Raw genomic sequence first — 20,876 nt, forward strand, 5'->3', positions numbered from 1 at the left:
GATCCTGATTCAGGTCGTGTTCCGATACGTCCTGAACAACGCTCTTCCCTGGCCCGATGAAGCAGCACGCTTCTGCATGCTCTGGATGACCGGCCTGATGGCGCCGACGGCATTTCGACGTGGCGGTTTTGTCGCAATCGATATGCTCGGGCAGGCTCTTCCGCGAGCCATCGGCAACATCCTGTCCCTGTTCCTGCTTTTGATCTCGCTGGCCGTTCTCATGATTGCGGTCCAGATCGGATATGCGGAAGTCACCGGCTTTGGAGGCCGATTTGCAACCGCGTCTCTTTATGTCCCTGGTAGCTTCGACTTGTCGGAGTGGGTCCGCATTCCACGCAGCTGGATGATGATGTCGGTCTTTGTCGGCGTGATCCTGCTGACACTCGTCAATATCGAGCTGATCCTGCGCAATCTTATTTCCATTTTCGGTGGAACCGAGCGGTTGCCGGTCATTCCCGATGCAGACATGGCGGGAGCTGACTGATGCTGATCTGGTTCCTTCCCGTCTTTCTCGTCTTCCTGATGATCGGTCTGCCGGTCTTTTTCGGTCTGTTGGCGGCACCCGGCATTCTGCTGTGGCTGAACGGCCAATCAAGCGACATCACGCTATTGTATCGCAACGTTTACAATGGCATGGACAGTTTTCCTCTGATGGCGATTCCGTTTTTCATGCTTGCTGGCGAGCTGATGAACAAGGGCGGCATCACGATGCGTCTGGTCGAGTTTTCGCAGGCGCTGATGGGGCATCTCAGAGGTGGGCTTGCCCATGTGAATATCTTGTCGTCCATGCTCTTTGCCGGCCTTTCCGGATCCGCGGTTGCTGATACTTCCGCACTCGGGTCCATGCTGATCCCGGCCATGGAAAAACAAGGCTACACGCGCCGGTTCGCCGCGGCGGTCACGGCGGCGTCTTCAGTCATAGGTCCGATCATCCCGCCTTCGGGCATCATGATCATCTACGCCTATGTCATGGGAGAAAGCGTTGCCGCGCTGTTCCTCGCCGGAATTGTGCCGGGTGTCATGGTCGGTGTCGGCCTGATGCTGGTTGTCAGGGTCATGGCGGACAAATACGACCTGCCAAAGGCGCAACGGATCGTCAATCCGGGTCAATCGATGGCGCCGGTCGAGTATTGGTTCTCCTTTGTAGTGTTGCGGATAAACCTCGCCTTCCTGCTCCTGGCGATTGCTTTTGGGATCGCAGGTGCAATCGGTTTTGAACTTTCAGGCACAGTCCTCCTTGTTCTCAACATCGTGCTGCTTGTGATTTCCCACTTCATTCTGATGGGAGTGAGAGGTTCTGTTTCCAACGATTTCCGCATGGTCTGCAAAAAGGCCGTTGCCCCTTTGCAGACGCCGATCATCATCCTGGGTGGTATTCTGATCGGTGTCTTTACGCCGACAGAGGCAGCCGCTGTGGCGGTTGCCTACGCCCTGATCATCGGTTTCTTCGTGCTTCACTCGCTCAAGATGGGTGAAATTCCCGGCATTTTGAACCGAGCCGGAATCACATCTGCCGTGGTGCTGCTGCTTGTGGGCGCGGCAATGGCGTTCAAGACCGTTGTCAGCCTCAGTCACGCTCCGGAAATCATGGCCGATTTTGTTCTGACCCTGTCAGACAATCCGTTGATCCTTCTGTTCCTGATCAACCTGCTGCTCTTCATTGTGGGCATGTTCCTGGACGCAGGTCCGGCGATCATCATCCTGGGACCGATCCTCGGCCCGATCTTCACCTCAATGGGGGTTGATCCGATCCACTTCGCCATCATCATGAGCGTGAACCTGACCATCGGTCTGGCGACGCCGCCGATGGGGCTTGTCCTGTTTGTTGCGGCCTCGGTTTCCAGGGAACGGGTTGAAACCATAGCCAAAGCAATTCTGCCGTTTCTGGCGGTGGAGGTAGCGGTGATTTTCCTGATCACCTACATCCCGGCACTTTCGATGACGATTCCGCGTCTGACCGGATTTGCCAACTGATCTTGAGCTTTAAAAGGGAGGTACCTAATGCTCAAATCTGCACTGAAAACGCTTACCGTCGCGGCGATGCTTGCCGGGTCGTCGATGAGCGCGGTTGCCGCGGACTACACGCTGCGTGCAACGGCCAACTCCAACGAAAACGACGAGGACTATGACGGCCTTGTCGTGTTCAAGAACTTCGTCGAGGCAGCTTCAAACGGCGCGATCGAAGTTGAACTCTTTATCGGTACGCAGCTTTGCTCCAACGGTGCAGAATGTCTTCAGGGCGTCGCCGGCGGCGCAATTGACATCTACATCTCCACCTCCGGCGGCGCTTCCGGCATCTTCCCGTATGTTCAGGTTCTCGACCTGCCGTACATGATGTCAGACGACCGAATTGCCGAACATGTTCTGTCCGGAGATTTCGTGCGTACCATGCGCGGCATGGCGCTGGAAGATTCCGATAACTCCATTCGTCTGATGACCGTCGGCAACACCGGTGGGTGGCGGAACTTTGCCAACACCAAACGCCGCGTCGCGAACCCGGCCGACATGGAAGGCCTGAAGATCCGTACGGTCGTGGCCGATCTGCCGCAGGAACTGGTCAAATCGCTCGGCGCATCCCCGACCCCGATTCCGTGGCCGGAGCTGTTCACCTCGTTCCAGACAGGTGTTGTTGAGGGTTCCAAGAACGGCATCACCGATATCATGGGCATGAAGTTCCCCGATGCCGGCCTGCAATATGTCACCCTCGACGGTCATGCCTATATGGGTGCTTTGTGGTGGATGAACAATCAGAAGTTCCTGTCCATGCCGGAAGATCTGCGCCGCGTTGTCGTCGACGGTTTCTATGCATTGCAGCAGGCAACCTTCGCTTCGCCGAAGCGTAAATCCATCCAGGCATATGAAGACTTCGTTGCCGGTGGCGGCGATCTCTATGTCCCTACCCCGGAGCAAAAAGCTGCTTTCAAGGAAGCCGCCTCTCCGGTCTACGACTGGTTCAAATCCAATGTTGCCCGTGGTGGCGAAATCTTCGGTGCTCTGGAAGAAGCCGTGACCGAGGCCGAAACCGCCGTGAACGGCAGTCGTGATGCAGACCTGAACTGATTTTTCAAATGAAAAGACAAAGAGCCCGGCCAATGGCCGGGCTCTAAATCACAAATTCGCTGATCTCATTCGCGCAGGATTTTTGGCAACAGCCTTGCGACAATTAGATCAACCGGTTTTAAAATCACCGGAACGGATACATCCAGACCTTGTAGTCATCGACCAGAACATGCGCCTTTTCAATTTCGTCCTTGGTCATTTTCTTGACGACCTCTTCCAGAGAGATCGCAGCGTCGGGATCGCCACCAATGGCCGACAGCGTGTACCACATATAGGCCCGAACAAGATCGGGCGCCGGCATGCCACGCCCGATCTCATAATACCAGCCAACACCGGATTGCGCACCCGGATGCCCTTTCATGGCGCTGCGCAGGTACCATTCGAAGGCCCGCTGATCGTCCCGTTCAACACCCAGTCCCATGGCATACATGATGCCGATCAGTTCTTCGGCATCCGCATTTCCGGACCGGGCCGCAGGCCAAAGCTCTTCCATCGCACGGGTAAATTGGCCGGCTTCCATCATGTCGCGCGCCTCTTCAATCTCGGCAAAGGCAGGAGCGCTTACAAGCGTCAATCCAAACAAGGCGGCTTTCAATGTGTTCTTCATAAGATCCGGTCGTTCCCCCTGGTCTTTGTCGTTTGCGCATCCGCTTCTGCGGCGGAACTTCCTGCCCCTTTGACCGACAACGATTTCATCGCGTTCGACCGGAAACAGGCAGCGCTCGGTCAACTCCTTTTTTACGACAAGATCCTCTCCGGTAACAGGAATATTGCTTGCGCGACCTGCCATCATCCAACGCTTGGAACGGGGGATCGTCTGTCGCTCGGCATCGGTGAAGGAGGCGAAGGCCTCGGACCGGAGAGAACCGCGCTGGTTGACGAAAACCGGATTAAGAAAAGGATTCCGCGAAATGCTCCAGGTCTCTGGAACTTGGGCTTAAAAGACCTTCACACCCTGTTCCATGATGGTCGCCTTTCTATCGCCGATACCTATAATAACGGCTTCAATTCACCGGCGGAAGAATGGCTGCCTGAAGGTCTTCAGTCGCTGCTGGCCGCGCAGGCGATCTTTCCGTTGGTGGCCCAGTTCGAGATGGCGGGCAACCCGAAGGAAAACGAGATCGCCGGGGCGATCCACGACCGGATCGATGCATCGTGGCCGATCCTGGCCAAACGTGTTCGCGTGATCCCGGAATATGGCCGCATGTTCGTTGAAGCCTTCGATCATATCGAAAAGCCAGAACAGGTGACGATTGCCGAAATCGCGAATGCACTGGCAGCGTTCCAGGCCATTGAATGGACCAGCTTCGACAGCCCGTTCGATCAATATCTGGCAGGCGATGAAACCGCCTTTTCCTCTGACCAAAAACGCGGACTCGATCTTTTCTACGGCAAGGCCAATTGCGCCAGCTGCCACTCAGGCAAGCTGATGAGCGACCAGAAGTTTCACGCCCTCGGACTGCCGCCCTTCGGACCTGGCCGAACCCGTCGCTTCGACCCGATGGTGCGCGATGTCGGGCGAATGGGGGAAAGTGACCGTCTGGAGGATTCTTACCGCTTTCGAACACCCATGCTGCGCAATGTCGAGCTTACCGGCCCTTACGGACACAACGGAGCCTATCCGACGCTCGAAGGTATCATTCGTCATCATCTTGACCCGGACGAAATGCTTCAGACATGGTCACCCGAAAAAGCCGCGCTGCCTGACGCTCCCTGGCTAGAGCCTATTGATTTTGTCGTCTGGAACGATAAACGTGAAATGGCACGCCAAGTTCTGTTCCGGGACATTAGCCCAATCAAACTATCTGACGAAGAAGTCTCAGATCTGGTGGCCTTCCTGAAAGGTCTGACAGGTACGTCCTCGGTTGCCGCCCCGCCCTTCGGCATTCCGGACAAAGTTCCAAGTGGATTGCCGGTCGATCGATGACCAGCATGTAAGGATACAAAATGGTTGAACCATTGAAAGACCGGGCCAATCAGCTGTTTCCCGGAATAGCGATTGCTGGGCTCGTTGCGATTTCGGCCCAGTTCCTGAATGAGCATTACGGTGCACCGGCCATGCTGATGGCAATTCTGCTTGGCATGCCGCTCAATTTCCTGTCTGAAGAACAGCGCACGTCCGATGGTATTGCCTTTGCGGCCAGAACGCTGTTGCGCGTCGGTGTTGCCCTTCTGGGCGTTCGCATCAGCGTTGAGATGGTCCAGGCTCTGGGTCTACCTTTCTTGTTGCTCGTGATCGTCGGCGTTCTGGCAACCATCGGCTTTTCACTGCTGATCGGCAGGCTCTTCGGCAGGGACCGGCTGTTTTCGTTTCTATCGGGTGGCGCGGTCGCGATTTGCGGGGCATCTGCAGCCATGGCCATCGGCTCTATCCTGCCGAAACGCGACCATGCCGAACGTGATCTCGCGTTCACAGTCATCACCGTAACCGTGCTGTCGACGCTGGCGATGATTGTCTATCCCATTTTGACGAGCAATCTCGGCCTGAATGTTGACGAAACCGGTGTTTTTCTTGGCGGAACGATCCACGATGTGGCGCAGGTGGTCGGTGCCGGGTTTTCGATTTCCGAGGAAACGGGCGACCTGTCCACACTGGTCAAGCTGATCCGGGTCACCATGCTGGCACCGATCGTTCTGGTCGCAGCCCTGATCCTGCGAAAGGGGGCGGAACCTGGAGCCGCCCGACCTCCGATCATGCCGGCATTCGTGGTCGCCTTCCTCGTGCTGGCGGCCTTCAATTCCGTCGGGTTGATCCCGGAAATGGTCAAGGACATGGCGGGACAGGTATCCCGTTGGGCACTTCTGGCAGCCATCGCTGCGGTCGGCATGAAAACCTCGATTCCGAAACTTCTGGAAGTCGGCGGACCGGCGATATGGATGGTTGTGACGCAGACCGTGTTCCTGGCCCTGTTCGTCCTGGCCGGTATCTGGCTGGTTGGGTAAATGGGCCATCTGACCCTGACCAGGCTATTGATCGGGAAACCGGGGCGCCGGGTAATCCTGGGTCTTGTTGAGTATGAACTGGAATCCCAGCGTCGTTACATTCGTCGATCTGTTGCTGCCATCATTGATCCCTTTGATCACGTAGGACTGATCAGGTCGCGCCGGTTCGGGAACAACCAGCTTTTTTCGGCCTATTTCGATTTTCTGGACAAGCGGATCGAAAAATTCATGACTGCAGATGAGGTCTTGAATGTCGTTGGCATTCCAGACAGGCATCAGGATCTGCTGACACCCCTGTTCGAGAACTACAAGAAAGCACAAGGCGTTCTTACAACCTGTACAAATTTCTGGCTAAAGGACATTACCCTCGACATCGCCCCATTGGATTGTGATGGAGATCCAATGGACTACGAGTTAGACGAGATTGATGATGATACATTCCATAGCTGGCTCGACCGCGAGGAGACTATGCGTGCAAAACAGAGCGTGGAAGACGCACACGCAGAATTTGACAAGGCGGCAGCCGAATTCGCCGCTACGATTCGAAACCTGAGCTGAGGCAAACCTTCCAAGCCTGCCTTTTCGCGACGCTGGGGCTTTTCTTGGCGAAGCGAGTGTGGAATATAGCTTCGACCTCTTTATCGGCGGATCTGCAGGCTTGGAAAGATAAGTCGGCTCAGACTTGATACCGCTCAGAAATTTCGAAAGCGTTTGGATGAAAAGCTACATCACGACCCCGATTTATTACGTCAACGGTTCTCCGCATATCGGTCATGCTTTTACGTCCGTCATGGCCGATATCCTGAAGCGCAACCGCGAAGCGCTCGGATATGAGCTGATGCTGTCCACCGGCGTGGACGAGCATGGCCAAAAGAATCAGGAAGCCGCTGCCGATCTCGACATGTCCGTCGAAGAGTTCCTTGACATGCGCGGCAAGGAATTCCGCGACGTATTCGATCGTCTCGGGATTGCCTATGACTATTTCGTCCGCACCAGCCGAGAAAGTCACAAGAGTGCCGTTGCCGGGATGGAACAGTCGATTTTCGACAAGGGTCTGATCGTCAAGAAGCAGTACACCGGCACCTACTGCAAAGGCTGCGAAGAGTTCAAGAAGGAAACCGACCTTACCGAGGACGGCCAGTGCCCGCTGCACCCGACTATGAAGGTGGAGCAAACGGACGAGACCAATTACTTCCTGAAGATGGAGCCTTACCGCGAAAAGCTGCTGCAGCACATTGCCGACAATCCCGACTTCGTTCAGCCGGAAGCCTTCCGAAACGAGCTGAAACAGATGCTGGCCGAGCCGCTGGAAGACCTCTGCATCTCGCGGCCGAAATCGCGCGTGACACTTGGTGTCGACCTGCCGTTCGATCCGGACTTCGTTACCTATGTCTGGTTCGATGCCCTGGCCAACTACCTGACCAATATCGACTGGCCGGCAGAAGGTTATGAAGCCTGGTGGGCGGAGTGCGAGCACCTGATCGGCAAGGACATTCTTAAACCGCATGGCGTCTACTGGCCGATCATGCTGATGGCCGCCGGTCTGCCGTTGCCGAAAAGACTATCGGTTCACAGTCACTGGGTCGGTGCTGGCGGTGTCAAGATGTCAAAGTCCATCGGCAACGTGGTTGATCCGATCGAAGTGGTCGACAAACTCGGTGTAGACGCCCTGCGTTGGTATCTTGCCCGAAACATGCGGGCCGACAGCGACAGCCAGATCTCGGTCGATCTGATCACTCAAGCCTATAACAGCGAACTGGGCAACAAAATCGGTAACCTGTTGTCACGTGCAGCCAAGTTCTCCAAGGCCCGATTTGACGGAAAATTGCCTTCACCAGGGCCCCTGTCTGCTCAAGACGAAGCGATCCGAAAAGCTGTTATCGAGGCGACAGCGGGCATGGGCGAATGGATCAACCTTGCCGACATCCCGGCCCGCATGCAGGCGATCATCACTGTTGCCGACGAGATGAACAACTATTTTGCTGAACAGGCACCTTGGGATCTGATCAAGAACGAGGACACAAAGGAGCGTTGCCAGACGGTAATCTACGTGACGCTTGATTGCCTGCGCGTCGTCATGGAAGCTCTCAAACAGGTCATTCCGGGCTCTGCGGAACGAGCGCTCAAGATGCTGAACGCGCCTGAGCCGGCAACACCATGGAAACCGGAGTTGGACAAGCTTAAGGGCGATGGTGACCTGGGCGAAATCGAAACTCTGTTCCCACGGGTTCAGTAAGTTCCAGCCTTGAGACCAAATGAAAAAGCGCCCCAAACGGGCGCTTTTTTGCTTTCGTCACTGCGAACTCTTTCGGGCCAGATGCCTGTCGTCCCCGCCAACCGTTTTCGCATTCACAAATTCGGCAGCGACCCAGTTAATGCAGCCACCTGAAATCTGGACAATAACTCAGCCGCATACCGGATCCCGGCTCTCCGCTTGCATTGTAATCGGGATGAAAGACAGGGAAGCCCCGAACAATACCCCCGACCTACTCCGCCTAATCACGCAGCCAGGAAATCCAGGCGGTCATCCATTCGCGCAGGCGTAATTTCCAGAATTTCGGCAGTTACGACATTCTCTGCCACAAACGGATCCTCACGGACAAATTCGTCAAGAGCGTCGTGGGTGGTGTTGTGAGCGAATATGCCGCCCCCCATGTTTGGCTGCAGGCTGCCGACCATCAGAAACATCCCCTGATCGAAGCCTTTCTGGATCCATGCCTTGTGGCCGTCCATCAGGTCGCCTGCACGAGCCTTGTTGTCCGAAAACTTCAGCGTGACAACGAACATCTCTGTCTCCTTTGATTGTTGAGTTGGGTAATTTTCAGGCCTTTGTTGAGATCGCCTGCAGCCGGGTTGTCTCCCGCTCGATACTTGCCAGCCATTCAAGGATCTGAGACACCTCACGTTGAACGAAGGCTTCGTCCTTGAAGGTCTGGGCCAACGTGGCGACGCCTTGGCTCCAGCTCAGAACATGCAGGGCATGGTCGCAAGCGTCGGCGTGGCAGCCGAGTTCGACAAATTGCCGGATTAGCCAATCCCTGAACAAAGCCATGATCTGATTAGCTTTTTCCCTTGAAGCATGATCGAGCTTGGTGAGTTCAGTCACCAAAGAACCGACGGGACAGCCATAAGCCATGATCTTTGCCTGATTGACGATCACAATCTTGATAAAACACTCGATGCGCCTTGCCGGGTCGTCCGCCGTCTCATCCCATTTGGCCAGCAGCATTTCCCGATCGGCAAGACGCTTGTCGATAACGGCATCAAGGATCTCGTCCTTGGTCTTGAAGTGATAGTAGAAATTTCCGCGCGAGATCTGGACCGCCGCTGCAATATCCGCGAACGATGTCTGTGCGAACCCCTGACTGTAGAACAGGGCATCTGCAGCATTGACGATCTGTTGGCGTTTTGACCCAGCAGCCATGCTCGCATCCTTATCCATCCCGGCAAATCCCTAAGCTTCACGCAACTAGGACGCTTGACCTAATCATTTAGGACACTCGTCCTAATGCGTCAAGAGCAAGATCGGGTGGCCATCTTCTTGACATGGCAAGTCTTGAAGTGAGGTCGGAATTTCCATGCAGCGTGCAGGAAAGGCACGCGGCAACCTATTCACAGGAATGTGAAGTGAGCTCTTTCTCAATCCTGACAGGAAGCTGTCAGGAAGGGGACTCTAGTTTCTCAGGCTTACGCACCGTGTCGAACCTAGCGACGAGACTTCAATAGCTCTTGAAATAACAAGAGTTTGGAGACTTTTCATCACCTGAGAGCGATAAATGACAACAATCAAAACATTGTTTCGTTTTTTCAACAAATCCCCTGAACTTTTCTCAGCGGCGTATTTTTGCACCACAACGGTGCAATTCCCTCCATTGGAATCCCTCGAGACCCGCTTACGTTCAAGCCGCTTGGTGGCAATCACTGGACCGGATGGAGGCACCGCATCCGGCATCCGCGTGGAGGGAAATACATGACATATCCAGACGGGCAGAGATCCCCTTCGCCTGTGTCAAACGCATTGTCACTGTTTGACGAGGTTCGGGCGCAAACCGAAGTTCTGGTTGCGCCGCTGAACGATGAGGACATGGGCCTGCAATCCATGGAGGATGCCAGCCCGCCCAAATGGCATCTGGCCCACACTACCTGGTTTTTCGAGGAATTTATTCTGAAGCCCTCCCTCCCCGGCTATCAACCCAGGGATGAACGGTTCGCTGTCCTATTCAACTCTTATTACGTTCAGGCCGGTCCAAGACATACAAGATCGAAACGCGGGTTGCTTTCGCGCCCGTCTGTACCGGAAGTCAGAAGTTACAGAGCCTATGTGGAAGACGCCTTGCGGGACGGGTTTGACCGGGGAGCGTTCGATCTGGATCAGGAACAGCTTGAAGCCCTTGTCACGCTCGGTTGTCATCACGAGATGCAGCATCAGGAGTTGCTGGTAACGGATCTGCTTCACGCCTTTTCCTACAATCCGCTTCTGCCTGCGTATTTCGACCACAAGCCTGTCGACCTCAGCACAGTAAAAGAAACGAACTGGACCCGTTATGACGGCGGCCTTTTGGAAATTGGTCATCGTGGCGACGAATTTGCCTATGACTGCGAAAGTCCGCGCCACAAGGTCTGGCTGGACCCGTACCGGCTATCGGATCACCTCGTCACCAATGGTGAATGGATCGCTTTTATCGAGGACGGTGGCTACGAGACCCAGACGCTTTGGCTGATGGAAGGCTGGGCCGTTCGGGAAAAGAGTGATTGGGACACACCACTTTACTGGTGGAAACAAGATGACACCTGGTGGACCTACACCTTGCAGGGTCCTCGCCCTGTGGATCTCTCAGCTCCCGTTGTTCATGTCAGCTACTACGAAGCCGATGCCTTTGCCCGCTGGGCAGGACGGCGCCTACCCACCGAAGCCGAATGGGAAGCGGCCGCGGAACCGACCGAGATTGACGGAAACTTTCTGGAAAGCGGCCACTACATGCCACTTGGACGTCGCCCCGGTCTTTGGGGAGATGTCTGGCAGTGGACCAGCAGCGCTTTCTCCCCCTATCCCGGCTTCACCCCTCCGAAAGGCGCCATCGGTGAGTACAACGGCAAATTCATGGTGAACCAGATGGTGCTGCGCGGCGGCTCCTGTGCAACGCCGAAGCTTCAGATGCGTTCTTCTTATCGAACCTTTTTCTACCCGCACCAGCGTTGGCAAATGCTGGGTGTCAGATTGGCAGCAGACCTATGACAAAACACATGTCTCCCGTCACTCAGGACGGCACTTTCCGGTCCGAAATCCTCAATGGACTGACGATGGACCGGAAAGTCATTAGCAGCAAATGGCTTTATGACGATGTCGGATCGCATCTTTTTGAAGCGATCACGGAGCTGGATGCATACTACCCGACGCGCACCGAACTCTCTATTTTGGAAAGATATGTGAAACAATGCTCACGCTTGCCAGGTGCGCGCGGCGCCCTGGTTGAGCTCGGCAGTGGTTCCAGTCGCAAGACCAACCTGCTTCTTGATGCCTTTCCGGACCTGTCGGTCTATATGCCTATCGATATTTCGGCCAATCATCTAAAGGATGCCTCAGAACGGGTTCGGCGGGCTTATCCGTCGCTTGCGGTCATTCCGGTGGCAGCGGATTTTACGCAACCACTCGGCAAACTTCCGCTGTTGCCCGAGCTACCGGTGCTGGTGTTCTTTCCCGGTTCAACTATCGGAAATTTCGAAAAGTCAGAGGCTGCAGAGCTTTTGAAGAATGTTCGGATCGCCATGCCCGAAGCCACCATGATAGTTGGGGTTGACCGACCGAAAGATGAGGAAATTCTCATTGAGGCCTATGACGACCCGGTTGGCGTGACGGCTGCCTTCAACCAGAATCTCCTGCAACGGATCAACCGCGAACTTGGCGCAACCTTCGACCTTGCGTCTTTTGCCCATCGTGCAATCTGGAACGCGGAAGAAAGCCGTATCGAAATGCATCTGGAAAGCCTGAGTGCCCAGTCTGTTTCAGTCGGGGGTCAGGAGATCTCATTCCGCAAGGGGGAGACGATCCACACCGAGAATTCGCACAAATACAGCGAAGATGCCTTTACCGGAATTGCAAATCAGGGCGGTTGGCGTGTCCTTGATCAAGATTGCGACGGACACGGCTGGTTCTCGGTATATACGTTGCAAGCACTGTAACCGGTCGGAAATATTCCAACCGGGAGGGTCGGGCAGTATCCTGCCCGGTTGGATAAACGGTTTCTGTCCTTTGCCTTTCTCCGGCAATCGCCAGACTGGCAGTCAGCTTCGTAATATCCGTCCATCTGGTGGCCAGTCCTGACCATTTCCGTTTTCACCAGAAACGATTACGCTTGGTAACTCTGATTACTCGTGGCAAATGGAGCCCGCCATGAACCTCTGTGCGAATTATGATTACATTCTTTATTCCGACACCAAGGTCTTCATCGTCTCAAGGCCGCTAGATTTCTCTTATCTGCAAAAATTTCCGCAAGCTGCCGCCAGACTTATTCGGGATCCGGAACGTTTCCGGTCCGTATTGTTCAGGTACTGTTCGAACATGACCTCGAGCGAGCTCTGGAAGCTTCACGGTGCAGTCTTCCCAGACCAGCTCTATTGCGACACGACCGAGGACATGCCCCGGTTGATCGACAAGATCTCGCAGCAAATCGGGATCAGGTTCTGGGCTGCAGAAATTGACATCGACCTGTTCGATCATATCCGAAACGAGTGTCTCACCGACACCTGCGCCATCAACGCGCCTCACAAAACCACTGAGGCGCAGGAAGAGGATGTCGCCATCCTTTCGCTCGAGAGCTTTGCCGAAATCGCAAGAGAAATAACGGAAGTCGGGCTTGGCGGGAAAACCGCCATTCCCGACCTTGCCACTATTGTAGGCACGCTCCAGGACGCGCGGCAAACAAGGGAGCTATTCCAAAAACTCGGTCTTGGTCACAGGTTCAAGATCAAGGTCAAAAACCACAAAACCTACGTCATCATCACAGGGCGCGCTGCATTGCGTCCCCTGCTTTCGGGAACGCGTTACCTGGCAACGAACGCCAAAGTCCTGGCTCTGGGCGCCGGACTACAGAACGCAAGCAAGAGCGTCCTGAGAGGACTGAAGCTCAATGTTTTCATCACTGTCCCGCTCACAATCGCATCAACACTGCTGAACGATGATGAGAATTTATTCGATTTCGTCGCAAGCATGACGATTGCGGGGTTCTCGACTGCTATCGCAATGCTAATCAAGGCAGCAGCAACTGCAACGTTGGGAGCCACGCTCGGAGTGGGAGTTGCGGCAGCTGCCGGGCTGGTCGTGGGCGTTCTGATCGTCGCCGCGGGGCTGAACTACCTGGAAAACAAATACCAGGTTTCGGAAAAGCTGGCGGATCTGTTGGAAAACCTCTTCGAAGAAATCAGAAAAAAGGTCAAGCCCATCAAGGAAGTCATTGAAATCCTGATCATGAAAAACAGCGATGTGCCGAACCGGCGTCTGACCTCGGACCTGCTGGGAGAATCGTTCCTCTATAATATCTCCCCCCAGCTGGCCCGGCGGTATTGGCATTACCGCTAATTGTTGACTTTCGGTCAGGTTAGCGCATGCGGCTGCCATCCGGATCGAACAAAGGACCGTTGGTGACGGTCGCCCTGAACAGCTCCCCGGCAATATCGACTTCGACCACTGAGCCTTCTTGCAATGATTTTTCCACGTGCGCCAGAGCAACCGGTTTGCCGACCCGATAGCCGAAAGCACAAGTGGAGGTCTGACCCAGGATGTCGTCTCCGACCAGTACAGGCTCGTGCCCAAGCGGCACGGCGATTTCGTCTTCAAATGTAAGCGATATCACCTTTGAGATTGCCCCGGATGCTTTCTTCTTCGCCAGCGCTTCCGCACCGATAAACCCGCCCTTCTTGCGGGTCATGGCATCCAAGCCGGTATCGACCGGCGTCATGTCGCTGTCCAGTTCATGTCCCATGGCACAAAAGCCTTTTTCGACACGCATGGACGTTTGGGCGAAAAGACCAGCTGGTTTTGCCCCTGCCGCCACCAGCGCTGCATAGATGTCGGTGACGTTTTCAGAACGGCAGGTGATCTCCCACCCGGCTTCGCCGACATAGGAAAGACGGGCTGCACGAACATGATGGCCCGCGATATGCGCTTCGCCGTGTTTGAAGTAACCGATATCGTTCAGCTCAGGAGCACCGACTTCCACGGCGATGCGCGCGCTTTCAGGGCCCATGAGGCCAAGCACCGCATAAGTTTCGGTGCTGTCGGTCAGCCGGACATCGAATCCTTCTGAGTGGCGACGGAACCAGGTCAGATCACGTTTGATCGCATTGGTGCCGACAAACAACCGGTAATGGGTTTCCGAGATCCGCTGAACGGTGATGTCACTCTCGAACGTTCCGCGATCATTCAAGACGGCCGTGTAGATAACGGAACCCGGCTTGCGGCCGACATAACCGGCACAGGTTTTAAGGAGAAACGTTTCCGCGTCCGGCCCTTCCACTTCGATCTTGCCGAACGCAGATGCATCAAAAATAGCAGCATTTTCGTGGGCGGCGCGGACTTCGGCCTCGACATTTTCAAACCAGTCGGGACGGCCGAATTTTAGAGCGGGCTCTGCTTGCTTGCCGAAATAGAGCGGCCTTTCCCACCCATAGAACTGACCGAAATGAGCCCTGGCATTCCTGTATTCAGCATCGAGCGGCAATCTGCGCAGATCCCGCGCGGTTTTGAACTGCTTGCCGGGAAAAGCAATGTCGTAGTGAGTACCAAGCACTTCCGGTGCACGCGCCATCAAATGTTCGACGGAGTTATAGATCGGAGCAAAGCGCTTTGCGTCTGCCTCGGACAAATCATAAGCCGGTGCTCCGTGGATGATCGTGTGAGCCAGGTTCATGCCGGCTCCGCCACCGGCGGCGACACCGACCGAATTCATACCGCATCCAAGGAACAGCCCCCTGGTCTCAGCGGTTTCTCCCAGCATGAAGGTTCCGTCCGGCGTGAAACTTTCCGGTCCGTTCAACAGCATTTTCACTTCAGCGGTTTCCAGCGCGGGAAGCCGATGCAAAGCGTTCATCATCATCGGTTCGAAGTGGTCCCAGTCTTCAGGCAATAAACCGAATTCGAAGCTTTCGGTCAGAACTCCAGGTGCAATCGGTTTGCCCATCGGTTCGAAGCAGCCGACAAGCAGGCCGCCGCTGTCATCACGTATGTAAAGATGATTGTCATGGTCGCTCAACGTCGGTGTATTGCCTGAAATCCCGTCCACGGGCTTTGTCAGCAGATAAAAATGCTCGCAAGCCAGAAGCGGAACTTCGGCGCCCGCCATGGCCCCGGCTTCGCGTGACCAGAGCCCGGTGCAAAGGGCGATGGCATCGCACATCACGGTGCCTTGACTGGTTTCCACGCCTTTGACCCTGCCGTTTTCGGTCAGGATCGCGGTCACACCCGTTTTTTCGAATATCTTCGCACCAAGTGATTTGGCGCCCTTGACCAACGCGGCACAGACATCGGATGGGCTGACCCGGCCATCATCCGGTGACCATACCGCCCCCAGAACGTCTTCCGCGTTCATCATCGGCCAACGTTCCTTGGCTTCTGCCGCACTGATCGATTGCGCCGGAATGCCATAGGCCTTGGCGAGCGCTTGTTGTCGCTTGATGTGGGTTAACCGATCTTCATTGGTGGCGATGGACAAGGACCCCTTCTGGATCCAGCCTGCTGCTTGTCCTGTCTCCTTTTCCAGCTGGCTGTAGAGCTCAACCGAATACTGGATCATCCGGGTAAGGTTCCGGGAATGTCGCAAAGCACGAACCTGAGCGGCTGAATGCCATGTGGTTCCCGATGTAAGTTGATTGCGTTCCAGAAGAACGGCATCGGAGACACCCATCTTTGCGAGATGGTAGAGGGTTGAGCACCCCATGATTCCCCCGCCGATAATGACAACGGGTGCATGAGATGGAAGTGGATTGGATGACATCAGTTGATTTCCAGGTCAGCGACAAAGTTTCCCGGAAAGAAACATTTGTTTCAGGATTTGACAAGATAAAAAACAAATGAAACAGTACCTCGATGGACACCATTTCGCCGCCCCAGATCAGGACTGCGATCTCGGCCAATTATGCCGAGCTCAGCGAAACCTTGCGCATTGCCGCCGACTATATCGCTGAAAACCAAGTGGAAATTGCGACCAGAAGCCTGCGTTCCGTTGCTTCGGCAAGCGGAGTTTCGCCAGCCAGCTATACCCGGCTCGCACGCGCAATCGGCTTTGCCGACTACGAAGCGCTTCGGGAGCAGGCTCGCTTAGAGTTGAGTCAACGCGGACAGGACAGCTTTCGGGACAAGGCGCGCCGGCTGCAATCCGACGCAGATCAACCTCTGCTGCCACGCCAGGTTTCTGCCTGTATCAACAATATTCAGGCGCTGGTGGAGGAAATCGACCCGGCAATGCTCGACGCCGTTGTCGAACGGCTGGCTGTTTCCCGCAAGATTGTGCTTATCGGCGCTCTGGCATCGGCCGGTTTCACAGACTATTTCGCCTATCTGGCAAAATGGTTCGACGACCGCTGGGTCGTTGCCGGCCGGAATGGAGCAACACTTGGCAGCACGCTTGCCGGGATCAACTCCGAGGACACTGTTCTCATCATCTCAAAACATCCCTACGCACATCGCTCCGTCCGAGCGGCGGAGGCGGCGGCAGGAAGTGGTGCAAAAGTCATCGTCCTGACCGACAGCCACGCGTTCCCGGGATTGCAATACGCTGACTTTCTGTTCATACAACGCACTGAAAGTCCACACTTTTTCTCATCTTACGCAGCCACGCTTGTGCTCATAGAAACGATAACGGGCATGCTGGTTGCGCGAGCCGGATCCGAAGCGGAAGCCAGGATCCAAAAAGTCGACAAGCACAATCGCTTGCTTGACGAGTTTGAAAATGTCTAGGGTGGGAGACATCACTCTGGATTTATAAATTTAACAAGAGGGAAGCCTAGTCTCATGTTGATGAAACTGAACCTTGCCGGCGCTGTTTTGGCGACCAGCATCGCATTCACTGGTGCAGCAACTGCAGAACAATTCATCACCATCGGAACCGGTGGTGTGACAGGCGTTTATTATCCGACCGGCGGTGCAATCTGCCGTTTGGTCAACAAGGGTCGCAAGGACCACGGCATTCGCTGTTCGGTGGAATCCACCGGCGGTTCTGTCTACAACACCCGCACAATCCGTCAGGGTGAGCTCGACTTCGGCGTCGTCCAGTCCGACGTTCAGGCTGCAGGCCTCGCCGGCACCGGTGCATTCACCGACGATGGTGCATATCCGGAACTGCGTGCACTCTTTTCGGTGCATCCGGAGCCGATGCATGTGATGGCACGCGCTGACGCCGGCATCAATGGTCCGGAAGACCTCAAAGGCAAGAAGGTCAACATCGGCAACCCGGGTTCAGGTACCCGCGTTCTCGCTGAGACCCTGATGAAGTATACCGGTCTTACACCGGACGACTTCTCTCTCGCTGCCGAGCTGAAGTCCTCCGAACAGGCCGCCGCTCTGTGTGACGGCAAGCTGGACGCTGCAATCTGGGCCGCCGGCCTGCCGAACGGTTCTTCGCAGGAAGCAACGTCCACTTGTGAAATCAAGATGGTTCCGCTTTCCGGTGAAGCGATCGACAAGCTCCTGGCCGACAACTCCGCCTACGCGGCTGCGACCATTCCAGGTGGCATGTATCCGGGTAACGCGGACGACATTCCGTCCTGGGGTCCGAAGGCAACGATCGTTACTTCAGCCAATGTTTCCGACGAAGTTGTCTACGCACTGGTTTCTGCGATCTTCGAAAACTTCGACGACTTCAAGAAACTGCATCCTGCATTTGCTCGCCTGAAGCCGGAAGAAATGGTCAAGGACGGACTGACCGCCGACCTGCATCCGGGTGCTGTGAAGTACTATCAGGAAAAAGGCTGGATGTAATCCGGACCCGAACTCTTCTGCAGCCCGGATTTCCGGGCTGCAGTTCTATTGATTTTTTGAATTAAGTTTGGCGGGGGCAGCATGACCGATAAGTCGGTAGAACCGGAAACAAACGACCTCGAAGATATTGTCGCAGAAGCAGATACCGGGGCGCGCGCACCCAAGGACAGTTTTTCCAGAAATGTCCTTTGGTATGTGCCGCTCCTCTGGTCCGTTTACCAGCTCTGGATCGCTTCTCCCCTGCCTTACATCATTGGCGTCGGTGTTCTGAATGACACACAGACACGCGCCATTCACCTCGGCTTTGCCGTGCTGCTAGCGTTTCTGGCCTTTCCCGCCTTCAAAAACAGCCCACGCAATTACATACCGAAGCTGACCTGGCTTGTTGCAATTGTCGCTGCAGTCAGCTGTTCTTACTTGTGGTGGGATTACCGGGGTGTCGCCGACAGGACCGGCGTGCCCAACACGATGGACCTGATCATGGCGGGTATCGGGCTGGTGCTTCTGCTCGAAGCGGCCAGACGCTCGCTTGGCGTACCGCTGATGGCAGTGTCCATCTTCTTCATGTCCTATGTCTTCTTCGGATCCTGGGACGGACTGCCGGATGTCGTGCGCTGGAAAGGCGCGTCGTTCGAAAAGGCCATGAGCCACCTGATGCTGACCACAGAGGGTGTTTACGGTGTGGCGCTTGGTGTTTCCTCGGGCTTCGTGTTCCTATTCGTTCTGTTCGGCGCGCTGCTTAATCAGGCGGGCGCCGGCAACTACTTTCTGCAACTGGCCTTCGCGGCACTCGGCCACTTGCGTGGCGGCCCGGCCAAAGCAGCGGTTATCGCATCTGCGGCCACCGGACTTATCTCGGGTTCGTCAATCGCCAATGTGGTGACCACCGGAACGTTCACCATTCCGCTGATGAAAAAGGTCGGCTTCTCGCCGACCAAGGCCGGTGCGATTGAAGTGTCTTCGTCAATCAATGGTGTGCTGACCCCTCCGGTAATGGGCGCAGTTGCCTTCCTGATGACCGAATATGTCGGCATCTCCTATGTGGAAGTGGTCAAGACAGCCATCATTCCCGCGGCGATTTCCTATATCGCTCTTGTCTACATCGTGCATCTGGAAGCCGTGAAAAGCGGCATGAAGGGCACGTCGACCATGAACAACGTCACGTTCCTGCTGGGTGCGATCTTCATCATCGCGATCTCGATCGTGATCGGCGGCGGAACGCTGTTCGTTCTCGGCTTCGTCGTGGACACGTTTGAAAGTTTGTTCGGTGAGGCGTCAACACCCATACTCGTTGTCCTTCTTGGAGTTGCCTATGTCGGGGCGGTCTGGTTTGCCTCCAAGGGACCTGATCTCAACACCGATCTGGATACGATGCAAAATCTGCCGCCTGTCGGTGTCATTTTCAAATCCGGCGTACATTACCTCCTGCCGATCCTGCTACTGATGTACTTGCTGATGATCGAGCGGAAATCCCCGGGCCTTTCCGCCTTCTGGTCCACGATCTTCATGCTGGTCATCCTGATGACCCAGAATTCCCTGAAGGCATTCTTCCGCGGTGAAGGCGAAGCTGCCCGCCATATCAAGGAAGGCAGGGACGACCTGTCCGAGGGTCTTGTCGTTGGTGCCCGAAACATGATCGGCCTTGCAGCCGCCATGGGTGTGGCCGGCATTATCGTTGGTTCGGTTACGCTTACCGGCATCGGCCAGGTCATGGCGGAATTCGTGGAGTTCCTCTCCGGCGGCAACCTGCTGGCCATGTTGTTCTTCGTCGCCCTGATTTCGATCATCCTGGGCATGGGACTGCCGACGACGGCCAACTACATTGTGGTCTCGTCGCTGATGGCCGGCGTCGTGGTCGAACTCGGTGCCCAGGCTGGTTTGATCGTACCGCTTGTTGCCGTGCACATGTTCGTCTTCTACTTCGGCATCATGGCAGATGTGACGCCACCGGTAGGGCTCGCCAGTTTCGCGGCCGCCGCGATTTCAAAGGGTGACCCCCTGAAGACCGGCTTCCAGGCTTTCTTCTATTCGATCCGTACGGCCCTTCTGCCATTCCTCTTCATCTTCAATACGGATCTCCTGTTGATCGATGTCGGACCGATACAGGCGGTGTTCGTCTTCATTGTCGCGTTGATCGCAATGCTGCTCTTTGCGGCGGGCACGATGAACTGGTTCATCGTCAAGTCGCGCCTGTGGGAGAGCGCTGTCTTGCTGCTGGTTGCCTTCACGCTGTTCCGACCAGGGTTCTTCCTGAACATGGTCTATCCGGAATTCGAAACCCGCCCGGCCGATCAGGTTTACCAGATGGCGCAGGACGCACCTGACGACGCAAGTCTGCAAGTTCGCCTGACCGGTGAAAACCTGGAAGGTGATCCCGTGGATGCCAAATACCTGCTGCCCCTTGGAGAGAAGGGTGCAGACGGCGAGACGCGTCTGATGGACAACGCCGGTGTTGCCTTCCGCGACGAGGGTGGAAATCTCTTCGTTGACGATCTTGCCTTCGGCGGCGCTGCGGAAAACCTTGGTATCGATTTTGACTGGGAGCTGAAGGAACTTGAAGTACCCGCAGAACGGCCAAGGAAAGAATTGTTCTACATTCCTGCGCTTCTGCTTCTGGGTCTCATCGTTCTGTTGCAACGTCGACGAATGGCCGCTGAAGCACCAGAGACGACCGATCCGGCGTCCGCCGCAGCCTGATGGGAGATGGACTGATGAAAAAGAATGTTCTTGCAGCCGTCGACCTGACGCATCTGGACGACCAGAAACATATTCTGGAAGAAGCCAAGCGGTTCGTGGATATCGATGGCGGTACACTCAATGTCATGACGGTGATGCCACCGCTCGGTAGCAGCTGGGTCTCGACCTGGTTCAAGGATGACGCGGAAGAAAATATGCTCAAGGA

The 20,876-nt window shown here is 55.4% G+C and carries 17 protein-coding genes and 1 pseudogene; 14 read left to right on the top strand and 4 right to left on the bottom strand.

Annotated elements, in window-relative coordinates:
• The 3 genes from K5905_RS06075 to dctP form a co-directional block, all read left to right on the top strand.
• The coding region (locus K5905_RS06075; protein ID WP_297581383.1) for a TRAP transporter small permease at window positions 1-484 on the top strand (484 nt) is incomplete at its 5' end.
• A complete protein-coding gene (locus K5905_RS06080; RefSeq protein ID WP_297581387.1) occupies window positions 484-1,974 on the top strand; it encodes a TRAP transporter large permease in 1,491 nt (496 codons plus the stop codon). The genes K5905_RS06075 and K5905_RS06080, both read left to right, overlap by 1 nt.
• A gap of 27 nt (window positions 1,975-2,001) precedes the next feature.
• Window positions 2,002-3,060, top strand: coding sequence for a TRAP transporter substrate-binding protein DctP (gene dctP / locus K5905_RS06085; protein ID WP_297581390.1), 1,059 nt, complete (start codon window positions 2,002-2,004; stop codon window positions 3,058-3,060).
• Window positions 3,061-3,184: 124 nt separating this feature from the next.
• Here the strand turns inward: dctP and K5905_RS06090 are convergent, their stop codons facing one another.
• On the bottom strand, window positions 3,185-3,667 hold the full coding sequence (locus K5905_RS06090; protein ID WP_297581393.1) for a tetratricopeptide repeat protein: 483 nt from the start codon (window positions 3,665-3,667) through the stop codon (window positions 3,185-3,187).
• A gap of 69 nt (window positions 3,668-3,736) precedes the next feature.
• Here K5905_RS06090 and K5905_RS06095 point away from each other — a divergent pair, with 69 nt between their 5' ends.
• The 4 genes from K5905_RS06095 to metG all read left to right on the top strand — a co-directional run bounded on the left by K5905_RS06095 (window position 3,737) and on the right by metG (window position 8,239).
• Window positions 3,737-4,987: a cytochrome c peroxidase gene (locus K5905_RS06095; RefSeq protein ID WP_297581395.1), complete on the top strand. Its 1,251-nt coding sequence runs from the start codon at window positions 3,737-3,739 to the stop codon at window positions 4,985-4,987.
• Window positions 4,988-5,007: 20 nt separating this feature from the next.
• Window positions 5,008-6,003 (top strand): YeiH family protein, encoded by a 996-nt coding sequence (locus K5905_RS06100; RefSeq protein ID WP_297581398.1) that lies wholly within the window; start codon window positions 5,008-5,010, stop codon window positions 6,001-6,003.
• A complete protein-coding gene (locus K5905_RS06105; RefSeq protein ID WP_297581401.1) occupies window positions 6,004-6,561 on the top strand; it encodes a hypothetical protein in 558 nt (185 codons plus the stop codon).
• 157 nt (window positions 6,562-6,718) lie between these two features.
• Entirely contained in the window at window positions 6,719-8,239 is a 1,521-nt protein-coding gene (gene metG / locus K5905_RS06110; RefSeq protein ID WP_297581403.1) for a methionine--tRNA ligase, read from the top strand.
• A gap of 263 nt (window positions 8,240-8,502) precedes the next feature.
• Here the strand turns inward: metG and K5905_RS06115 are convergent, their stop codons facing one another.
• Both K5905_RS06115 and K5905_RS06120 read right to left on the bottom strand, forming a co-directional pair.
• A complete protein-coding gene (locus K5905_RS06115) occupies window positions 8,503-8,790 on the bottom strand; it encodes a hypothetical protein (RefSeq protein WP_297581406.1) in 288 nt (95 codons plus the stop codon).
• Window positions 8,791-8,824: 34 nt separating this feature from the next.
• Entirely contained in the window at window positions 8,825-9,427 is a 603-nt protein-coding gene (locus K5905_RS06120) for a TetR/AcrR family transcriptional regulator (RefSeq protein ID WP_297581409.1), read from the bottom strand.
• Between the two features lie 546 nt (window positions 9,428-9,973).
• Between K5905_RS06120 and egtB the strand changes: the two genes are divergently transcribed.
• The 3 genes from egtB (at window position 9,974) to K5905_RS06135 (ending at window position 13,579) form a co-directional block, all read left to right on the top strand.
• Window positions 9,974-11,239: an ergothioneine biosynthesis protein EgtB gene (egtB, locus tag K5905_RS06125; RefSeq protein ID WP_297581411.1), complete on the top strand. Its 1,266-nt coding sequence runs from the start codon at window positions 9,974-9,976 to the stop codon at window positions 11,237-11,239.
• Entirely contained in the window at window positions 11,236-12,183 is a 948-nt protein-coding gene (gene egtD, locus K5905_RS06130) for an L-histidine N(alpha)-methyltransferase (RefSeq protein WP_297581413.1), read from the top strand. Before egtB ends, egtD begins: the two co-directional genes overlap by 4 nt.
• A 211-nt stretch (window positions 12,184-12,394) precedes the next feature.
• Entirely contained in the window at window positions 12,395-13,579 is a 1,185-nt protein-coding gene (locus K5905_RS06135) for a hypothetical protein (protein ID WP_297581415.1), read from the top strand.
• A 19-nt stretch (window positions 13,580-13,598) separates the two neighbouring features.
• Here K5905_RS06135 and K5905_RS06140 read toward each other — a convergent pair whose 3' ends face one another.
• Entirely contained in the window at window positions 13,599-15,992 is a 2,394-nt protein-coding gene (locus tag K5905_RS06140) for an FAD-dependent oxidoreductase (protein WP_297581417.1), read from the bottom strand.
• Window positions 15,993-16,084: 92 nt separating this feature from the next.
• On the opposite strand from K5905_RS06140, the gene K5905_RS06145 reads away from it, so the two are divergent.
• The 4 genes and pseudogenes from K5905_RS06145 to K5905_RS06160 form a co-directional block, all read left to right on the top strand.
• Window positions 16,085-16,954 (top strand): MurR/RpiR family transcriptional regulator, encoded by an 870-nt coding sequence (locus tag K5905_RS06145; RefSeq protein ID WP_297581419.1) that lies wholly within the window; start codon window positions 16,085-16,087, stop codon window positions 16,952-16,954.
• Between the two features lie 54 nt (window positions 16,955-17,008).
• On the top strand, window positions 17,009-17,974 hold the full coding sequence (locus K5905_RS06150) for a TAXI family TRAP transporter solute-binding subunit (protein ID WP_297581421.1): 966 nt from the start codon (window positions 17,009-17,011) through the stop codon (window positions 17,972-17,974).
• Between the two features lie 81 nt (window positions 17,975-18,055).
• The gene (locus K5905_RS06155) at window positions 18,056-20,671 is read left to right on the top strand and encodes a TRAP transporter permease (RefSeq protein WP_297581423.1); all 2,616 of its coding nucleotides are present in this window, start codon (window positions 18,056-18,058) and stop codon (window positions 20,669-20,671) included.
• Between the two features lie 14 nt (window positions 20,672-20,685).
• Window positions 20,686-20,876: pseudogene (locus K5905_RS06160) on the top strand (hypothetical protein); the annotation flags it as partial.

The organism is Roseibium sp., assembly GCF_025698965.1.
In the GTDB taxonomy this organism is placed as follows: Bacteria; Pseudomonadota; Alphaproteobacteria; order Rhizobiales; family Stappiaceae; genus Roseibium.

Excerpts from the sequence above, each read along its gene's own strand:
- K5905_RS06080 (WP_297581387.1), top strand. The coding sequence starts at position 484 with ATGCTGATCTGGTTCCTTCCCGTCTTTCTCGTCTTCCTGATGATCGGT.
- dctP (WP_297581390.1), top strand. The coding sequence starts at position 2,002 with ATGCTCAAATCTGCACTGAAAACGCTTACCGTCGCGGCGATGCTTGCC.
- K5905_RS06090 (WP_297581393.1), bottom strand. The coding sequence starts at position 3,667 with ATGAAGAACACATTGAAAGCCGCCTTGTTTGGATTGACGCTTGTAAGC.
- K5905_RS06100 (WP_297581398.1), top strand. The coding sequence starts at position 5,008 with ATGGTTGAACCATTGAAAGACCGGGCCAATCAGCTGTTTCCCGGAATA.
- K5905_RS06105 (WP_297581401.1), top strand. The coding sequence starts at position 6,004 with ATGGGCCATCTGACCCTGACCAGGCTATTGATCGGGAAACCGGGGCGC.
- metG (WP_297581403.1), top strand. The coding sequence starts at position 6,719 with ATGAAAAGCTACATCACGACCCCGATTTATTACGTCAACGGTTCTCCG.
- K5905_RS06115 (WP_297581406.1), bottom strand. The coding sequence starts at position 8,790 with ATGTTCGTTGTCACGCTGAAGTTTTCGGACAACAAGGCTCGTGCAGGC.
- K5905_RS06120 (WP_297581409.1), bottom strand. The coding sequence starts at position 9,427 with ATGGCTGCTGGGTCAAAACGCCAACAGATCGTCAATGCTGCAGATGCC.
- egtB (WP_297581411.1), top strand. The coding sequence starts at position 9,974 with ATGACATATCCAGACGGGCAGAGATCCCCTTCGCCTGTGTCAAACGCA.
- egtD (WP_297581413.1), top strand. The coding sequence starts at position 11,236 with ATGACAAAACACATGTCTCCCGTCACTCAGGACGGCACTTTCCGGTCC.
- K5905_RS06135 (WP_297581415.1), top strand. The coding sequence starts at position 12,395 with ATGAACCTCTGTGCGAATTATGATTACATTCTTTATTCCGACACCAAG.
- K5905_RS06140 (WP_297581417.1), bottom strand. The coding sequence starts at position 15,992 with ATGTCATCCAATCCACTTCCATCTCATGCACCCGTTGTCATTATCGGC.
- K5905_RS06145 (WP_297581419.1), top strand. The coding sequence starts at position 16,085 with ATGGACACCATTTCGCCGCCCCAGATCAGGACTGCGATCTCGGCCAAT.
- K5905_RS06150 (WP_297581421.1), top strand. The coding sequence starts at position 17,009 with ATGTTGATGAAACTGAACCTTGCCGGCGCTGTTTTGGCGACCAGCATC.
- K5905_RS06155 (WP_297581423.1), top strand. The coding sequence starts at position 18,056 with ATGACCGATAAGTCGGTAGAACCGGAAACAAACGACCTCGAAGATATT.